We start from the raw sequence: 18,197 nt of genomic DNA on the forward strand, positions 1-18,197 counted from the left end.
CGCTTTACTAGCGTCAAAAACGTCTGAATTAAGCGAGCTAAATACATCGATAGATCGCGCATTTGCGAAGGGGAAAGCCATTGAAAGCATTCATGCGCTAGCCCGTTTCAGTGCATATGCAAGCACGCAAGAGATGAATGAAATAGAACTTTACATCATGCCCCTTTCGCCAAGCGCGCCATTGCGAGTGAGCGTGGAGTTAACACACACAGGATGTCGATTGATTGGGTGAGTCGCGCTTATCGTCTCAAATCCCAATGGACATTCTGGGTTGAATTTAGAAATGAATATGGATGGCGAGTCCACCTAGATTTTCTGATGGTTTGACTTGAATGGTGAGCTGATGAACTTGAGCGATGAGCCGCACGATGGACCAACCCAGACCGCTACCGCTTTCTTGTTGTTCGGAGCTCCGGAAAAAGCGTTCGCCCAATTGCTGAATTGCGGCTTCATCCAGTCCTTTTCCACTATCTTCGATCACTACTATTAGCTTGTCATGGTTTATGGAAAGGCTGATATTGATGATCGCTAGTGGCGGGCTGTAGCGAATCGCATTATCGATCAGATTTCTAAATAGAACCAACAATAGCACCTCATTCGCTATGATTTCGTCAGATACCGCTTCATCATAATCAAAACCCAATTGCTGTTGCTTATGGATCGCGCGCGGTGCCAAGTCCGTCATACATTGTTTGATGAGCTGTGACAAGTGACAGGCATGCATCTCGACTTGCGCCTGATTCTCTAGCTTGGCTAAGGTCAATAATTGATCAACTAAGCGACTGGCACGATCACAAGCGGCGAGTGTGTTTTGTAAGGCGCGTGTTTGCAGGACGGGATCAGTCTCGGCCATGGCGACTTGCGCTTGTGTACGCAGCGCTGCAATCGGTGTGCGTAATTCATGTGCGGCATCGGCAGTAAAGCGTTGTTCCGCCTTATGCAAGTCATTGGTACGTTGGAATAAATCGTTGAGTGCCTTAAGCATCGGTAGGATTTCAATATTGCAGAATTCGGTGGCCAGTGGTTCAAGTGAACCGGCTTTGCGTTGTTGGAGGCTGTGACTGAGTACTCGTAGTGGACGCATACCGCGTCGTATCGCCCACCAGATGGCAATTCCTAAAGCAGGCAAGGCTAAGCCTAGCGGCACTAACATGCTACGAAAAACGGCTTGTAGGATAGATGCGCGGGTCTCTAGTTTTTCTGCGACGAAAACCTTAATGTCATTTTCGGCACCATCGGTTGCAAAGACCCGCCAGGAATCTTGGCCGATTTGTATCGTACTGAATCCTGCAGTGAAATGTTGATCAATGGCTTGAATCGGTGTGATTGGCGCATTCGCAGAGCGTAGGCTGAGCTTACCTTCGTGGAATACTTGGAACAAAGTTTTTTGCGCATAGCGATGCAAAATCGGCGCATCGATTTGCTGTTCATTTTCACCGACTTCATTGGCTTCTTGTACCACCAATAAAGATGCTGCTTGGGTTAGGTGGCTATCGAGAATTTCATCAATTTCATGACTGGCGTCTAACCAAGTCAAGCTGGCGATCAAGATAAATATCGCAACCACGGTACCGAGTACGAGTGTAATTAATTGCGATTGCAGCGAGCCAGGCTTGGTCGTTTTCAATGGTCTGCTGCCTTTTGCAAAAGATAACCAACGCCACGCACAGTATGAATATACCCGAGCCCCAATTTACGGCGTAGATTATGGATGTAAACCTCGACCGTATTACTCTCGACTTCTTGACCCCAACTATACAGATGTTGCTCTAACTGTTCGCGCGATAAAACGCGATCGGCATTGAGCATCATGGCCATGAGCACATCGAATTCGCGCGCAGAAAGATTGATCGATTCTTGTTGCAGTTTGACACTGCGCGCGGCTGGATCCAGCACCAAGTCTTGCACTCGCAAACACTCCTGACTCTGTCCGTGTGATCGGCGCACAAGAGCCCGAAGACGAGCGGCTAATTCTTCCAGATCGACTGGCTTGATCACATAGTCATCTGCACCAAGATTCAAGCCGCGCACTTTGTCAGGTAAAGCGTCACGTGCGGTCAAAATGAGAATGGGTGTACTGATGCCGTTAGCACGAATCGACGCTAGTACGTCTAGACCCTCTTTGCGCGGCAGACCGAGATCGAGAATAGCCGCAGCATAACTACTGCCATTCATCGGTAGGGCACGCAGCTCGTGTTCAGCTGCTAGGCCATCGCGAACCCAGTCAACCTGAAAACCAGATTGTCTGAGTCCAGCTTGTAGACCGTCGCCTAGTAAGGAATCATCTTCTGCTAATAAGATGCGCATTTAGTCGTCGTCTTCTTTGCTATTTGGTTGATCGGCTGTGCTGATTGGACTGTTGCTTTGAGTTTGTTGAACTGTCGGTGCTTGTTGCCATTGCCAAGCCCAAAAAGCAATTACCGCCAATAGTATTACAAGCGCTACGCTACGCCAAGTTGATGCGATGGCGGCGCTGGCAATACGACGTTTTTTTCCAGTAATCATGGCCAGCGGCAGATTCTCTTTGTGCAGGTGGCTAGAGATGAGAACCGCTGCGATGTGAATAAACACGATGGCGAGCATGGTATTCGCAAGTAGTTCATGCGCTTCCTCAATCAACTCACCGCCCAGATCGTTATACAGGGCGTAGCCCGAGACGCTAATCGCAGCACCCAAGCCTAGTAATAAGAGGACGGCGATGGAACCAGTTGGATTGTGTCCTGTGAAATGTTCAGGTGATTTTGTCATGAGACTGCGTAAATACTGAAACACGGCGCTCGGACTACGGACAAATTCAGAGAAGCGTGCATAGCGAGTGCCGATCACACCCCAAATAATACGGAAAGCGATTAAGCCAGCCATGGTGTAGCCCAGCGTCACATGGAGTAGACGCCAGCTTTCGCTTTCAGCTGTCAAGTAAGCCCCTGTGAAACAGAGCGCAATTAACCAGTGGATTAGACGCACTGGTAGATCCCATACTTTGACATAGTCGGGTTTGCTGTGACTGGCGAGTTCTGCGTTTGAAATTGTTGTCTGCTGATTAGCGTCGCTAGCGCTAGCGGGGGATGCGGACATGTTGTTCATTGAAATCTCCTAAATTTGCTTGTTGATGACAGGCCATGCAATTGGATGGACTTTTGACTGCCGCTAGTTTCCAAGTTTGTGCTGAAACTTCGTCATGCTTGCGGACAAACCAAGCGGACTTGGTAATCCTGTCTTGTGGCGCGTCTGTGGTGACGCGCTTGTAGGTGCCGCCGTATTGTTGCAACCATTGACTGATTTGCTGCACGCTGGCGGCATCGAGTGACGCGTCGGTGCCAAAGTGATTGGGCAAATTGTTCATCAGACGCTTCCATGAAGCCGCCGGCAACATGCCTGCTGGATAGGCGATATGGCAGGCTGCGCACTCTTGCTGGTATTTGGGGAGTGCAGGGATGCTTGCTTGATTCGCTTTATCGTCTGCCATTGCCAGATGAAAGCCGCTCAGGCCGATCATCAATATCAGGCTTTTGATGCTGCTGTTACTCTGTGCCGATGATGGTTGGCGCTTGATATTTAACATTTTTGGCTCCTAGAGTTTGATCAGCCAACTGATGACGTCGGCCTTTTCTCCGCTCGTACATTCCCGTCCCAGGACATCATTGCAATTGCGACGTAACCATTTTTCGACTTTGCTGGTGTCGGTGAATCGTTCGGGATTAAAGGCTGGTGCTAACGGTGTGATGCTTTTCCCGGTTGATGCATGCTTGCCGGTTTGGGTGGGTGGATTGCCATGACATGAGCTACAACTCCAATCATGGCCATGATTGGTGGTAAATAAAACCTGTCCACGGCTAGGCGATCCCGCCAGTTTAGACTGAGCTTCATATTGTTTGAGAATGCTCTGCGGCGTTTCCGCTCTTGCCGTTACCGAGATTGCGAGGCCGCACATCAGCACGAGGCTGAGCGAGCGGTGCAATACGGGTTTACTGAATTTGTTGAGAAATGTGATCTGATTCATAGCGCCTCCATGTGTTACATCTTGGCGTATGAATCTTAAAGTTGTCTTAAGGTTTGCTATGTTCTTGCTGCAACCATGCGCTTTCTAAAGATAAGGAGGCAGAAGTTTGATTTGTGTCAGTTCTGTATGAATTAATTAAGCAGCGTTTTCACTTTTGTGCAGACACTTTCTCTTTAATGCAGCGAGTGTTTCTACATCTTCGCAAGACACGACTTCCTGCATGTTTTGCCTCGATAGTACGATAGGTTTCTCACGGAAATCAGGTTACTGAGCAATGCACACCTTGCTAGCTGACTATGTCCATTGCTCAATATGATTTGATTAGAAATTACCTATCAAGTTAGCGATGTTTGTGTCGCATCAGGCACAACATTGTGCTCGTACTGTATTTTTTTAAAAGTAGAAAGTAGCTTAACCGCATCGTCAAATTCGAACTGCCTTATATGCCGATCAAGTTGCGCAATGGTAAGCTCATCGAATACGTTCAAGAAACACCGTCTATTCTGCTGATAATACGTCGGACTATCGCCACTGTCGTTGCTTAACAAACTTAGCAACTCCTTGACGATTGCCCAGACATCGAGATTTGAATTGACTAAATCGAAGTTCTCTCGTTCGGATTCATCGTTATCGGGTGGCGCATTGGTGGCTAAGTGCTGGTTAATTTCAGCTAATAATGCAGCGAGCGAAACGTTGAGTTGTTCTCTAATCGTGTCAATGTCCACCATTACAAATTCATTCTGCAAACTTTCGGAAACTCCGGAATGGTGCGCCGATTCCGATCGAGAGTCTGTTGATATTTGTGACGCTGATCCTAGGATAGATTCTAGCGTCAATGCGTCATTTTCCACTCGCGATGCACCAATACTTGCCGACAAACCCTTTAGCGTATGTGCAAGCAGTAGTGCTTCGGCAAGTTCACCTCGAGCTATCAGTGTTTCCAACTTATCTGCGCTATGTTTTTGTCCGTCACGGAATCGTCTCAGAATATCAAAATAAAGATCGACATTCCCATGCATATTGCTAAGGCCGCGGGAACTATCAATTTGGGTCAAAGCCATGAGTTCCAGTTTCTGATGTTCGGTATTATCGAGGCGTCTATGCTGCCTTCTTTCAATGTCGATCTTGTCGCCTAACCATCGTGCAACCATAGTAAAGAGCGCTTCAGGTTGTACCGGTTTTGAAATGTACTCTTGCATGCCTTCGTCAATGCAACGTTGTTTGACGTCTTCGATTGCATGTGCAGTCATGGCTATGATCGGCAAAGTTTGCCAACGCGACTGCGCTCGAATAGCTATCGTGGTTTGATGCCCATCCATATCAGGCATTTCTAAATCCATTAAAACAAGATCGTATTTTTTGAGTTCAGCACGCTCTAGTTTCTCCAAAGCCTGTCGACCACTTCCGGCAACCTCGACCTTCACACCTATTGTGTCGAGCAATTCCACGGCTATCTGTTGATTAATTTCGTTGTCTTCAACCAGCAAAATCAAGGCATCTCTGTAGAAGTGAGTATTCGGTCCTGGAGGGGGGGTAAGAGTAGAAAAAGCGGTCTCACCGCAGGTTTCGAAAGGAAGTATTACCTCAAATAATGAGCCGCGCCCTGCATCGCTTTCGACACTAAGTTTTCCTTTTAAAAGTGCAACGAGCTGACGTGAGATCGATAGCCCTAGGCCGGTTCCACCGAAGCGCCGACTAGTCGAAGCATCCGCCTGAGAGAAAGCCGAAAACAGTTTATTGAGCTGTGCTGCTGTCATGCCAATGCCAGTGTCGCGAATCGAAAACTTGATACTAAGCGCGCGATTTTCTTTCTCGCTTGAATTTGAGAGTGATGATTCTTCAAGTCGCACAATAATTGCTACTTCACCACTCTCGGTGAATTTGATAGCATTGTTGACTAGATTGATCAAGATCTGCCCTAGGCGCAAACTATCTCCGATCAGATTACGCGGAATTTCCGGCGGGATATCATGGATAAAGTTCAGCCCTTTTTCATGCGCTTTTTGGAGACATACCGTATCCACATTACTGATTACAGTGTCTAAGGAAAACGGGGCGAAATCTACATCCATTTTCCCTGCTTCAATTTTTGAAAAGTCCAGAATATTGTTGATAATACCTAACAGAGAATTTCCGGCATGGTGAATTTTATTCACATAGTCACGTTGTTTTGTATTGAGTTCCGTCTTCAAAGACAAGTAGGCCAGACCAATAATCGCGTTCATTGGCGTACGTATTTCATGGCTCATATTCGCGAGAAATGAACTCTTTGCTTGATTTGCGTGTTCTGCAGTCTCGCGTGCTTTGAATTCAGCGTGAGCCTTTTCAGCCAAGACGCGTTGATGCATGCGATTTGATTCAGCTTGTAAGTCTTGATTGAGTATGTTTGCGGCGTAGGAAATAGAGCGCATTTCATCTGGTCGATACAGGTTAAAATCTGGCTTGCTTTCTATTAAGAGAAAGCCTGTAAGTCGTTCCCTATGTGTGAACGGAACGATTTGTGCATGGTCACCAGCGATACCGTGCAATATTTTCGGAAACTGTCCCGCTAACATACGTACCATATCAACATCGGAAACTTGAAATTGGTCCGGCGCATCTACTATTGCGGTGGTTTCTTTAATACAAATTTTATGATCGCATCGGTATAAAGCGGAGTTTGCTCCACCAGTATATTGTTTTAACGCGATGAGGTAATGATCGATTAAAGAACTCCGATCGCGTACCAATCCTGCTTGTCCGATAGCGATACGCAATGCTTTTTCCTGTGCACGCCAACGCGGGTATAACCAAGTCCGCACAGCTTTTTCAGCCATTGCCAATATAGGCTTATATATTGCGATCAATACTATTCCCGTGACGATATCAAGTAGTAAGGTCTGGCTACGTTCTTTCAGGTCAATAAGGGGAGAAAACCAGTTCTGAATAAGTGCAGATACACCAAGCAAGACCAAACCAACTAGGAAATAGACGCTGAGTCGATTAATCGCAAAGCTGAAATCGAATAACCGGTGACGAAGTAATGCATACCCTAGCCCAGCATAGGCGAAGAAAATCGTCGCAAGTTTAAAGAAATAGAAGAATGCCTGGTTAGCGTTAAGACCAAACGCGTCAACAACATTATTAAACAAATAGGTGGAATACTGGGCACCCATGCAAATGGTTATCCAACCCAAACGCTGTCTTGTGGAACCTTGGCTACTTATCCACGAAAAGCCAAGCGCTCCAATGGAAATACAGACCGACACTATCGCTAAAACATGTCGCCACAATTGCGCGTTAACCTGTTCTCTAATAAGCCACGGCAAATACTCAAGAGCGTTAAGCAGGTGATATAAGGCATATGCTGCATACATGAACGCGTACAGGCAAAAGCCAAATCTGACCCATGCCTTTCGCCAATGTGCTTGCTCTGCCGGATATATGAGGCAAAAATAACTGAAGAAAACATACCCAACAAAAAGTTGTATCGGGTTGATATAGATAGTCAAAAAATCTTGCAAACCACCACCGGGAATTAAGTCAAGTACGGTGTCCATGACCATAGTCAGCATTGCTAGTGCGAGAAAGCGCAAAGGCACACTGCTCGCTTGTCGCCATGAAAGCAGCGATACTATGACAATCACCAGATAGGTTGTCATCAACTGTAAAAAAGTTGTTGCTGAAGCGATTATAGGATTATTGGTAACTTCAGGATTTTCCTTTGGTTGCAATAAAAAGTGTTCCCCGTAAAGAGGACTCGCCTGTTTATAGATGGTCAGTCCTATCCATTCGCGAGTATCGAGGGCGCGACCATGGTCACCAATATGATCAAATTTTATGGCATCGCCAACACTTGCACCCGCGATAGACAAAGGCGATCCATGCTGCAATTTCTTTATTGGAAGGCGATAGTTTTCATCGGCTTTGCCTAGATCGACGGCAAATGTACCGGCAACACCAGGTTTACCGCCACGTTCCCAATGAAAACTTGCCCAAAGGTCGAGCGAACCAACGATCACGATGAGCAGAGTCATCATGATTTTGAACTGGTGATCTGAAAATATTTCCCTGCGCATGGCTGAGCTTTTCCTTCGAAGTATGTGTTTCGACGGCTACAGTGCTGTGCTTTATTTTTTGAATCAAGAACAACAAACGACCAGTTAAGAAAGAGGCAAAAATAAGCTCAAGGAATTATTTTATTAAATTGAGTATTACATATTGTTCGGTGGGAATCTACGCTTTGTGGCTTGGTAAAATAAAGTTTTTTCAACTTTCGTTTTAGATTTTGGATTTCACCAAAAAGACGATAGAAAAAACGTCAAAATCGAGCTTTGGTGCGCCTGAAATTGGTTTGCGCAAAAAAACTCCCATGGCGTAAGGGGTTCTCTTATCAAAAAACATGTCACGAATGCTATAACCCCGTTGCCGTTGCCGTTGCCGTTGCCGTTGCCGTTGCCGTCGCGGTTGCAGTTACTGTGACTCCGCTAATGGCTGAATATGTCTTAAAAAAAAGCGGTCGTTAGATCCAGCAATCGGCGCACTGAAAGCAATGGTCTTTGCAGTTGTCGCGCTGTCTTATTTTTCACTAAAGATAGTGTTAGTTGGCGCCGATCCCATTTTTTTGAAAATTGTAGTCGTCGTTTTCTTTGGTGTCTTTTTGATCGGCAGCTCTGGTTTGATTGCTGGTTTGAGTTTGCTTAGTGGTGGGAGCTTGTTGCCACTGCCAGGCCCAATAAGTAATTACTGCCAATCGAATAGCAAGTGCGACGTTACGCCAAGTTGATGCAATCGCGGCACTGGCTAAAGATAAGGAAGCAGAAGATTGATCTGTGTCAGATCTTGGGGGATTAAGCGAGCATAGTTCGTGATGCGATGCCCAGTTTCATGATGATCTCGCCTAATCGTTTTTCAAGTTTTTCAGGTGCGAACTCAACCTTTGCTCATTTGGATGTCACGATGGGTCGGGTAAGCTGCTAGGCGCCACCGGGTAGATGTCGTCAATGCTCCCAGTCATTAAAATGGCTGAGGCCGCTTGTTAGCTTCTGTCCTTTTACGCCAACCGGTGGCTGTGTCATACTGTCAAAGATCGCTTAATCGATCGACGAAATGCCTATTCGTCTTACTGCATGTTGACTGAGACTTAGTGGTTTTAATGAAATTTTTTTGAAAATTTCAAAACAAAAATGTTGGCTTGGTATTGCGAGAATATCGACGGCGGTCATGTTGAAGCTACAAACAAAGCGCGACGCGCGGATATATCAGTGAGAAGCTATTCATTTTTTAAGAATATATGAGATAAGAAAGTACTTGCCGCAGCGTCGCAGAGCATGCAGAGTTTTTTCTCGAAATTTCCCCTTGCGAACTCAGCGCCTCTGCGGCGAAAGATTCTGAATTGAAAGCCCTAGTATGACCTTGTACCAACTGCTTGCACAATTTATCCGCCAACACTGGCGAGCGTACGTCGCTGCCGCTGTCATGTTGTTTTTGGTGGCGGCATTTACCGTTTTGATTCCCCGTAAGATTGGTCACATCATTGATGCCATGGTGGAGCAAAATTTGGCGGGAGAGGCTTTAGTGTGGGAACTTGCGACCGTTGTCATGATGGGCGTTGCGATTTACTTTTTACGTGTTGGTTGGCGTTTACAGTTATTTGCCGCGTCTTATAAATTGGGCGCGCAACTACGTTTGCGTTTGTATCAACGACTGAGCTTGCAAGGCCCCGCTTTTTTTCAGCAGCAGCGCACCGGTGATCTGATGGCGCTCGGTACCAATGATGCCGATGCGATCGAGCTTGCTGCCGGTGAAGCCGCCTTGGCAGGATTTGATGGTCTGATGACCTTTGTGTTGGTGATTAGTATGATGACGCTGGGTGTGGATTGGCGTCTGGCATTAGCGACTTTATTGCCATTTCCTTTTATGGCATGGGCATTTAAACGGATTACGCATCATGTTCATGATGCGTCCAAAGATTCTTTGGAACGCTTTAGTAAGCTCAACGATCATGTGCAAGAAACCATCTCTGGTGTTCGTACTCTACGAGTGTTAGGTCTGGAGCAGCGCAGCGCGGCACAATTTGCCCAATTGGCAGAAGATGCAGCAGCGGCTAGTTTAAGTTCGCAACGTTGGGAAGCTGCGTATGAACCGGCAGTAGGGGTGACTTTGACGGCTGCTGGCGCGTTGACTTTGGGTGTCGGTGCATACCTGGTATGGCAGAACGAAATGACGATAGGTAATTTGACCGCATTTAGTATGTATTTAGGTCAATTGATATGGCCTATGTTTGCTGCGGGTTGGGTGCTGTCTTTGCTGGAACGGGGTAAGGCAGCTTGGGGACGCCTGCGTCCTGTGTTAGAAGCTGATTTAGTGATACAAGATTTGGGACAATTGAAACTTGATCCGGCTGGCGAACTGCGTTTCGAAGACGTCAGCTTTTCTTATCCGGCGCAAACTAATTTGGCATTGAAGAAACTTAGTTTTACTCTGACGGAAGGACAAACTTTAGGTATTGTTGGTCCAACTGGCGCTGGTAAATCGACAGTTGTCAGGTTGCTGCTGCGTCAGTTTGAAACTGCGCAAGGGCAGTTGGTTTGGGGGGATCACCATTTGCATGCCTATCCCTTAGAACGCTTACGCAACGCGATTAATTGGGTCGCGCAAGAGCCTTTTTTGTTCTCCGCGTCTATCGCCAGCAATATCGCTTTGTCGAATCCACAAGCGACACGTGAGCAAATCATGCATGCAGCAGATTTGGCGGCGATTCATGATGACATTTTGCGTTTTCCAGAAGGCTACGATACACCAGTTGGCGAGCGTGGAGTGACCTTGTCGGGCGGGCAAAAACAACGTGTCGCGATTGCCCGGGCTTTGCTGACAGAAAGCCCATTGCTGCTGTTGGACGACGCTTTGTCGGCAGTCGATACCGATACCGAAACGCGCATCTTGCGGCATTTGGCAGAACTCAGAGCTGCACGGCCTGAACGTAGTGCGATTATTGTTAGTCATCGCTTGAGTGCTGTTGCCGAAGCCGATCATATTATTGTGTTGCGAGAAGGCGCCTTGATTGAGCAGGGCACACACCAACAGTTATTAGAACTCGATACTTGGTATGCGAGCCAGTGGAAGTACCAGCAGTTAGAAGCGGCACTTGAGGCAGCTTAATTTTAAAAAAGCCGTATGTGAAATAGAATTTGAAGAGCAACACAATGAAACCAGTAGTATCAGAAAAAAAACTTGCCATACAACTCTTACTGCAAGCCGCGCAACCAGAAAAGCGGCATGTCGTGCTGGGCATTTTCTTTTTATTCTTGGCATCAGGCTTGGAAGCTATTGGTCCGATTTTAGGCAAGGCCTTCATTGATCATTATCTGCTGCCACGAAATAATGATATGTGGATGATGGCGGGCTTGCTACTCACTTTTGTGCTTACAGGCTGGTTGGCGACCTGGTTGCGTTATCTGCAGTTGTCGCGCTTGGCGGGTGTTGCGATGCGCTCGGTGCGCCGTCTGCGTGAGCAGGTGTATGCCCATGTCCTGCGCTTACCTATGGCTTTTTTTGATAAGGCCATTACCGGACAACTGGTTAGTCGCGTGACCAATGATACTGAAGCGGTTAAGAATTTATATGTGCAAGTCTTATTCGTCATGCTCGATAGCTCGATTGTAGTATTGGGTGCTTTGGTTGCGATGGCATGGTTGGATTGGCGTTTGATGTTGATCGTTCTAATGCTAGTTCCTGCAGTGGTGGTGATAGTCTGGTTTTATCAGCGTTGGAGCGCACCTGCGGTAACCCGTGCCCGTCAAATGCGTAGTGATATTAATGCCCAGGTAGCGGAGAGTATTAATGGTATGAGCGCCTTGCAGGCTTGTAATGCTGAACGAGGTTTCGGCGAGCGTTTTGAAGTGACCAATCAAAAACATTATGCGGCGCGGGTCGATGAATTGCGCGCCAATGCCTGGTTGTTACGACCTGCGCTGGATTTGCTGAATTCTTTGTTGCTAGTTGTGGTTATCTTTGTTTTCGGACAGCGCAATTTTTCTGGTTTGGAAGTTGGTATTTTGTATGCTTTCGTCAGTTATATCGCTAGGGTAGTCGATCCACTGATACAAATTACTTTGCAGTTTGGACAAATTCAGCAAGCAGTCGTATCTGCGGCTCGAGTAAATACTTTGTTGCAAGAAGCGACAGCACCAGCAAAAGATAATGCCGCAGAAATTACGCAAGGCGCGCTACATCTGGACAAAGTATGCTTTGGCTATGACCCTGCGCAAGTGGTTTTACATGATGTTGATTTGACGGTACCCGCAGGTAGTTTCTACGGTATCGTTGGTCACACAGGTAGCGGTAAATCGACTTTGCTAAGTTTGTTGTTACGCTTTTACACTGCGCAGAGTGGCAGGATCTTGGTTGATGGTTTGGATTTGGCTGAACTCAGTGATGAACATTTTCGTGCCAGTGTTGGTTTGGTGCCGCAAGAACCGTTCTTGCTAGCTGCGAACGCGCGAGAGAATATTGCGATGGGACGCGATATCAGTGAGGCAGATATTATTGCCGCAGCCAAAGCCGCACGCGCGCATGATTTTATTTTGCAATTAGAGCATGGCTATTTGACGCCTTTAGGTGAGGGTGGTGCGAAACTCTCTACTGGTCAAAAACAACTAATTGCAATTGCACGTGCCTTGGCAGGAAAACCGAAGATTTTATTTCTGGATGAAGCGACCTCGCATATTGATAGCGAAACTGAGCAAATTGTGCAGTTAGCCTTGAACGACTTGTGCGGCAGTGTCACCGTGGTGGCGATCGCCCATCGACTATCGACGATACGCGATGCAGATCAAATTATCGTGTTGAACCATGGACGATTAGTAGAGCAGGGAAATCACATGGACCTAATGGCTATAGAAAATGGTTTATATCAAAAACTGTATTTATTGCAAACCTTGGAAGAATGAGAACGAATACGATGATCGTGTACGACTATAACGCAGCATTGATTATGGCACTAAGCAGCGCTTTATTTGCCACTTCGGAAATTATCGAAAACTAGAGCGTTTGAGTCTCATTTGATGCTTTGGAATGTATTGATAAAAGTGAATGTGGGAATCGAGTAAAACCAAGCGATGCGCTACAAATAAGTCAGCCTCATTTATAATCAGGCAATGATCATCAGGAGTTACATTGCTGGTCAAAGTATTCGAGATCCCAATTGTTCAATCAATTAGAAATTAGGAATAAGTGTCAATGCTTAAGAAAATCGCCAGCCTGTTTCGAAGCGGAAAAGCATCAAACACAGTAAAAAACGAGGGTAAAAGCACCGAAGGGGAGGACAGTAAAAATTATCGCGAAAGCATCTCTTGCTTGAACGAATTAAGTCCCGGAGAAGTATTGCCCTACGATCCTCAACATTGTAAAGATACCGGAGATCGTTTTTTCAAAGAAGGGCAATGGACCGCATCTGCTGAATGCTTTCAGCGAGCTATCTTGATTGATAGCCGGGATGCGGAGGCACATAATAAACTCGGCGACGTCTATTATGCGCAGCAAATGCTTTCTGAAGCAGAAACCTGCTATCGCAAATCACTCGAGGTCGCCCCGACATTTCATGAGGCTCTGATCAATTTGGGGCTTACCCTCGACGAACAAGCTAAACATTCGGAAGCCGAAACCTGCTATATGCGGTGCATCGAGCTAAAGCCAGATTCGGCAATTGCGCACTTTAATCTAGGCGTTTCCTTGGTCGCACAAGGCCGAATTGTGGAAGCCGAAAGACCGAACAGGCGCGCACTAGAAATTAATCCTGATTTCAGTCAAGCCTATTTCAATCTCGGACATATTCTTGGGGCTTTACAGCGGTACGCCGAAGCGGAAGCTTGTTATCGTGATGCGGTTTCGATTAAGAGTGACTTTGTCGAGGCATATTGCAATTTAGGTCATATATTAAAGGATACAAAGCGTCTTTCTGAAGCCGAAACTTGTTTTCGAAAAGCGCTCGAGCTTAGACCCGGATTCCTCATTGCGGTGCATAACTTAAGTATGGTGTTATTGGCGCAAGGAAGGTACGAAGAAGCTTGGCATTATCATGAAAGCCGTTATGATCCAAGGCTGGCGAATTCGACTGCGATATTACCGCAGCTTTCTTTTCCAAAATGGAATGGTGAACCCTTAAAGGATAAATCCCTGTTGATTTGGTACGAACAAGGATTGGGCGACTATATTCAATTCGTTCGTTATGCGACATTGTTGAAGCAATGCGGCGTGTCTCGGCTTACTTTGGTCGGCCCGGCACCATTAAAGGATCTGCTCGAAACAGCGGATGGTGTCGATCAGTTTGTCATAGATGTTGCACCAATTAAAGTCGATGAGCACGACTTTTGGTGCTTCCCCATGAGTCTTCCTTTGCATTTCTCAACGACGCTCGAAAACATACCCAACAAATTACCTTATCTATACGCGCGACCAGACCGCATTAAACGGTGGAGTAATCATTTGCCGGCTTCAGGTTTGAAGGTTGGATTAGTCTGGAAAGGTAATAAACTGCATAAAAATGACGCCAACCGATCCTTGCCTAATTTAAGCGTTCTCAGACCATTGTGGCGTGTGCCGAATATTACTTTTGTGAGTTTGCAAAAACTGCAGGCAGAAGAAGAGGTCATGCATGCACCTGACACGCAACCAATTATTGCCCTCGGAGCGAATATGTTGGATATGGCGGATACTGCAGCAATTGTGACGCAGCTCGATCTCGTTATTTGCGTAGATACTGCAGTAGCACATCTCACGGGCGCTTTGGGTAAACCTTGTTGGGTTCTACTCCCAGCTCATGGCTGTGATTGGCGCTGGCTCGATGACCGTTCAGATTCGCCTTGGTATCCTGAGGTCATGACACTTTTTCGCCAAACCAGATCAGGAAATTGGGATGATACGATCGAATCGTTGGCATTGCGCTTGGCTCAGTGGGCTTCAGAGACTGGCTGCGATCATTCGAAATGATCGTCGATGAACAATTGCATATTTACCGCGTGCAAATGACTCTGCGCGCTTCTGCCTGATGTAGATAAGTTCGTCCGGGATCGGGTGCTTTGTAGCATCGGTCACCAATCTTTGTGATTTGTGTGCCATCAGGTGCTTTGAAAGTTTCCACTTGTGGGTCGCGTGGTACCCCCGCTTGTTCAATTTTATGGGCTAGTTCTTCCCATTTATCCTTGTAGGGATGGTTTTGTTTTTCCCAATATTCACGCGCGATCTGATTCGGTGGTTTAGCTGCTTCCTCTTTCTGTTTTTCGAAACGCAATTCCCTTTCTAATTGCTGGGTCAACTGTTTGACATTCCGATCGATTGGTTGAGTGCTGAGCTTAGCTGTTTCGGGTGTGATGGGTTCGGACGTGATCGGTAAAGAATTATAGGCAGGCGAATTGCTAGTGATACTTATTGCACTAATCCTTGATGTTATTGCTGGTTTAGGGAGGGAGACCAATTTTGGCTGAGTGTGGTTTTCTCGCACCAATGGTAACGCTGGTTTCATCGCAGTGAGAAAAACTACGTGTGTGCTTTTTCGTGGGCTTTTGCTAAGGTTTCTTGCAGGTTCGTCGACAATAAATAGTACAAATAGCAAGCACAGATGCAGTAACAGGATAGCGCTGAATATTGCAGGACTGTTTCGCTTGCGTATCGTGAACATAAAGACTTAGTTAATAGAACAATCCGCTAGACTAGGCTTTCTTCATTTGGCTGGCTAAGCATGATTGCAGCAGATTGAACAACGCGCTGCCGGGTATTAAAATGCGATACCAGCTAAAGAAAAGTCTTGCAGCGTGCTTGAGTCCGTTTACACTGTGCGTTTTCATCATACCCACCCTCAGGTTGGTTGACACTTATGAAATGGTTACTTGCTATTGCAGCGGCGTTGACAGTTTTTGTTCTGTCTATGTTGGCTTATGTTTATTTGGTATTAGCACCAGGTTTGCCAGAATTGACCGCGGTGACGGATTACAAACCCAAAATTCCCTTGCGTATTTATACCGCCGACAACACCTTGATTGGCGAATTTGGTGAAGAGCATCGTGATTTTGTCCCCATTGCTCAAATTCCCGATGTGATGAAGCGCGCATTGTTGTCCATAGAAGATGCACGTTTTTATGAACATCATGGGGTCGATTACATCGGTATGACGCGTGCGGTCGTGTCGACGGCGACCGGTGATCCACAAGGCGGTGGCACGATTACCATGCAGGTCGCGCGTAATTTCTTTTTGACGCGCGAAAGAACCATTACCCGCAAATTGCGTGAGATTATGTTGGCGCGGCGCATAGAAGATGCCTTGACCAAAGATCAGATTCTTGAGTTGTATATGAATCAAATTTATCTTGGCCAACGTACGCATGGGTTTGCTAGCGCAGCACGCACTTACTTCAATAAATCGCTAAAAGATATTTCAATTGCTGAAGCTGCCATGCTGGCAGGTATTCCGAAAAATCCTGCGCGTCACAATCCCGCCGTTAATTTTGAACGTGCTAAACAAAGGCAAGGCTTGGTGTTGCAAAGTATGTTGAGACACGGCGATATTTCCCAATCACAGTACGAAATTGCTTCGAAAGAGCGTATACAAGTGACCAAAGTACCGCAGTTTGAATCGCATGCAGCTTTCGTGGCTGAAATGGTGCGTCAGAGCATCTACGCCCAATTTAAAGAAGAAACCTATACCATGGGTTTGAAAGTGATCACGACGATAGACAGAGATGAACAAGACGCTGCATATGAATCTTTACGTCGCAATGTGTTGACCTATGATCAGCGTCACGGCTATCGCGGACCCGAGGCTTTCATTGAGTTGCCAACCCGCGAAGATCTGCGCGATGACGCTATAGATGAATTTTTGCAAAAATATCCTTCTAGTGAAGGTTTGGTTTCTGCGGTCGTGACCTCAGTATCTCCTAAACTTATTAAAGCGGATCTCGCAACGGGCGAGTCAGTCGAAATTACCGGAGAGGGATTACGTCTCGCTACCGCCGCATTGCAGTCGAAAGCGAATCGTGATCTGAAAATCCGCGAAGGTGCTTTGATACGTGTCATGCAAGACAGCAAAGGACGCTGGTCGATTACACAAACACCGGAAGTAGATGCTGCATACGTCTCATTAAACGCGAATGATGGCGCATATCGTGCACTGGTTGGTGGCTTTGATTTTAATCGTAAGAAGTTTAATCATGTCACCAGTGGCTGGCGTCAACCCGGCTCGGCGATCAAGCCATTTATTTATTCAGCCGCGATAGAAAAAGGTTTTTCTCCGGATACCTTAATCAACGATGTGCCTCTGTCGCAAACTACAGAAGAAGAGCTTAAGTGGGACCCTCGTAATGATGATGGTAAATACGATGGACCCATTGAACTACAACGCGCTTTAGCGCAATCCAAAAATGTCGTAGCGGTGCGTGTCTTGAAAGCGGTAGGCGCCGGTTACGGTCGCGACTATTTAACGCGTTTTGGTTTTGATCAGAACAAGCATCCGATTAATTTGACCTTGGCTCTCGGTACTGGATCAGTCACGCCGTTGCAAATGGCCGGTGCGTATGCGGTTTTTGCGAACGGCGGTTACCAGGTTAAGCCGTGGCTGATTCATAAAGTAATCGATGCCAAGGGCACGGTGTTATTTCAAGCGAATGTGCCGGCGTTGCCTACTGAAGATTTGCGCGTACTCGATAGCCGCAACGCCTTTGTGGTCGATAGTATGATGCGCGAAGTGGTGCGCTCTGGCACAGGTGCATCAGCTAGTCAAAAATTAGGACGACGTGATCTGGCGGGTAAGACAGGTACCACCAGCGATGCGGTTGACGGTTGGTTCGCGGGTTATGCGGGAAATATTGTGGCAGTCTCTTGGATGGGATTTGATGAGCCGAAATCTTTAGGTGGTAGAGAATTTGGCGCGACCGTCGCCTTACCAATCTGGATAGATGCGATGCGTCATGCCTTAAATGGTAAGCCAGAATTTGTCCGTGCCGTGCCTGAGAATCTTGTGAACGTGAACGGAAAGTGGATGTATGCTGAATATGAAAACGGCGGTGGTGTGAAAACCTTAGATATCACTGAGCCCCTGACTACACTGCCTCCAGAACAATAATTTTTTGTAAATTTCAGGCTAAAAAAAGGCCCGCAATCTATGCGGGCCAAATCCACACCCTTGGAGGAGTAGTCAGATGAGTTCACAGCATAACCCTATATTGTG

The 18,197-nt window shown here is 46.6% G+C and carries 11 protein-coding genes; 4 read left to right on the forward strand and 7 right to left on the reverse strand.

What is annotated here, in order from left to right:
• Nucleotides 1–277 precede the first annotated feature (277 nt).
• The 6 genes from ACO0KZ_RS13195 to ACO0KZ_RS13220 all read right to left on the reverse strand — a co-directional run bounded on the left by ACO0KZ_RS13195 (nucleotide 278) and on the right by ACO0KZ_RS13220 (nucleotide 8,019).
• The gene (locus ACO0KZ_RS13195) at nucleotides 278–1,627 is read right to left on the reverse strand and encodes an ATP-binding protein (RefSeq protein ID WP_422995889.1); all 1,350 of its coding nucleotides are present in this window, start codon (nucleotides 1,625–1,627) and stop codon (nucleotides 278–280) included.
• Nucleotides 1,624–2,307, reverse strand: coding sequence for a winged helix-turn-helix domain-containing protein (locus ACO0KZ_RS13200; RefSeq protein WP_422995891.1), 684 nt, complete (start codon nucleotides 2,305–2,307; stop codon nucleotides 1,624–1,626). Before ACO0KZ_RS13200 ends, ACO0KZ_RS13195 begins: the two co-directional genes overlap by 4 nt.
• Complete coding sequence (locus ACO0KZ_RS13205) at nucleotides 2,308–3,084, reverse strand: cytochrome b/b6 domain-containing protein (protein WP_422995893.1); 777 nt, start codon at nucleotides 3,082–3,084, stop codon at nucleotides 2,308–2,310.
• Nucleotides 3,056–3,562 (reverse strand): diheme cytochrome c, encoded by a 507-nt coding sequence (locus ACO0KZ_RS13210; protein WP_422995895.1) that lies wholly within the window; start codon nucleotides 3,560–3,562, stop codon nucleotides 3,056–3,058. Before ACO0KZ_RS13210 ends, ACO0KZ_RS13205 begins: the two co-directional genes overlap by 29 nt.
• A 9-nt stretch (nucleotides 3,563–3,571) precedes the next feature.
• Nucleotides 3,572–4,000 carry a DUF1924 domain-containing protein gene (locus ACO0KZ_RS13215; RefSeq protein WP_422995897.1) on the reverse strand — a complete coding sequence of 143 codons (429 nt, stop codon included), beginning with the start codon at nucleotides 3,998–4,000 and terminating at the stop codon, nucleotides 3,572–3,574.
• Between the two features lie 335 nt (nucleotides 4,001–4,335).
• The gene (locus ACO0KZ_RS13220) at nucleotides 4,336–8,019 is read right to left on the reverse strand and encodes a response regulator (RefSeq protein WP_422995899.1); all 3,684 of its coding nucleotides are present in this window, start codon (nucleotides 8,017–8,019) and stop codon (nucleotides 4,336–4,338) included.
• Between the two features lie 1,369 nt (nucleotides 8,020–9,388).
• On the opposite strand from ACO0KZ_RS13220, the gene ACO0KZ_RS13225 reads away from it, so the two are divergent.
• The 3 genes from ACO0KZ_RS13225 (at nucleotide 9,389) to ACO0KZ_RS13235 (ending at nucleotide 14,968) form a co-directional block, all read left to right on the forward strand.
• Nucleotides 9,389–11,140 (forward strand): ABC transporter ATP-binding protein, encoded by a 1,752-nt coding sequence (locus tag ACO0KZ_RS13225; RefSeq protein WP_422995901.1) that lies wholly within the window; start codon nucleotides 9,389–9,391, stop codon nucleotides 11,138–11,140.
• A 44-nt stretch (nucleotides 11,141–11,184) separates the two neighbouring features.
• The gene (locus ACO0KZ_RS13230) at nucleotides 11,185–12,930 is read left to right on the forward strand and encodes an ABC transporter ATP-binding protein (RefSeq protein ID WP_422995903.1); all 1,746 of its coding nucleotides are present in this window, start codon (nucleotides 11,185–11,187) and stop codon (nucleotides 12,928–12,930) included.
• 289 nt (nucleotides 12,931–13,219) lie between these two features.
• Nucleotides 13,220–14,968, forward strand: coding sequence for a tetratricopeptide repeat protein (locus ACO0KZ_RS13235; protein WP_422995905.1), 1,749 nt, complete (start codon nucleotides 13,220–13,222; stop codon nucleotides 14,966–14,968).
• A 22-nt stretch (nucleotides 14,969–14,990) separates the two neighbouring features.
• Here ACO0KZ_RS13235 and ACO0KZ_RS13240 read toward each other — a convergent pair whose 3' ends face one another.
• Nucleotides 14,991–15,269, reverse strand: coding sequence for a hypothetical protein (locus tag ACO0KZ_RS13240; protein ID WP_422995907.1), 279 nt, complete (start codon nucleotides 15,267–15,269; stop codon nucleotides 14,991–14,993).
• A gap of 582 nt (nucleotides 15,270–15,851) precedes the next feature.
• On the opposite strand from ACO0KZ_RS13240, the gene ACO0KZ_RS13245 reads away from it, so the two are divergent.
• On the forward strand, nucleotides 15,852–18,092 hold the full coding sequence (locus ACO0KZ_RS13245) for a penicillin-binding protein 1A (protein WP_422995909.1): 2,241 nt from the start codon (nucleotides 15,852–15,854) through the stop codon (nucleotides 18,090–18,092).
• Nucleotides 18,093–18,197 lie beyond the last annotated feature (105 nt).

This window comes from Undibacterium sp. Di24W (assembly GCF_049340325.1).
GTDB lineage: Bacteria > Pseudomonadota > Gammaproteobacteria > Burkholderiales > Burkholderiaceae_D > Undibacterium.

What these genes read in the sequence shown, in the direction of transcription:
- ACO0KZ_RS13200 (WP_422995891.1), bottom strand. Translation starts at nt 2,307, where the DNA reads ATGCGCATCTTATTAGCAGAAGATGATTCCTTACTAGGCGACGGTCTA.
- ACO0KZ_RS13205 (WP_422995893.1), bottom strand. Translation starts at nt 3,084, where the DNA reads ATGAACAACATGTCCGCATCCCCCGCTAGCGCTAGCGACGCTAATCAG.
- ACO0KZ_RS13210 (WP_422995895.1), bottom strand. Translation starts at nt 3,562, where the DNA reads ATGTTAAATATCAAGCGCCAACCATCATCGGCACAGAGTAACAGCAGC.
- ACO0KZ_RS13215 (WP_422995897.1), bottom strand. Translation starts at nt 4,000, where the DNA reads ATGAATCAGATCACATTTCTCAACAAATTCAGTAAACCCGTATTGCAC.
- ACO0KZ_RS13220 (WP_422995899.1), bottom strand. Translation starts at nt 8,019, where the DNA reads ATGATGACTCTGCTCATCGTGATCGTTGGTTCGCTCGACCTTTGGGCA.
- ACO0KZ_RS13225 (WP_422995901.1), top strand. Translation starts at nt 9,389, where the DNA reads ATGACCTTGTACCAACTGCTTGCACAATTTATCCGCCAACACTGGCGA.
- ACO0KZ_RS13230 (WP_422995903.1), top strand. Translation starts at nt 11,185, where the DNA reads ATGAAACCAGTAGTATCAGAAAAAAAACTTGCCATACAACTCTTACTG.
- ACO0KZ_RS13235 (WP_422995905.1), top strand. Translation starts at nt 13,220, where the DNA reads ATGCTTAAGAAAATCGCCAGCCTGTTTCGAAGCGGAAAAGCATCAAAC.
- ACO0KZ_RS13245 (WP_422995909.1), top strand. Translation starts at nt 15,852, where the DNA reads ATGAAATGGTTACTTGCTATTGCAGCGGCGTTGACAGTTTTTGTTCTG.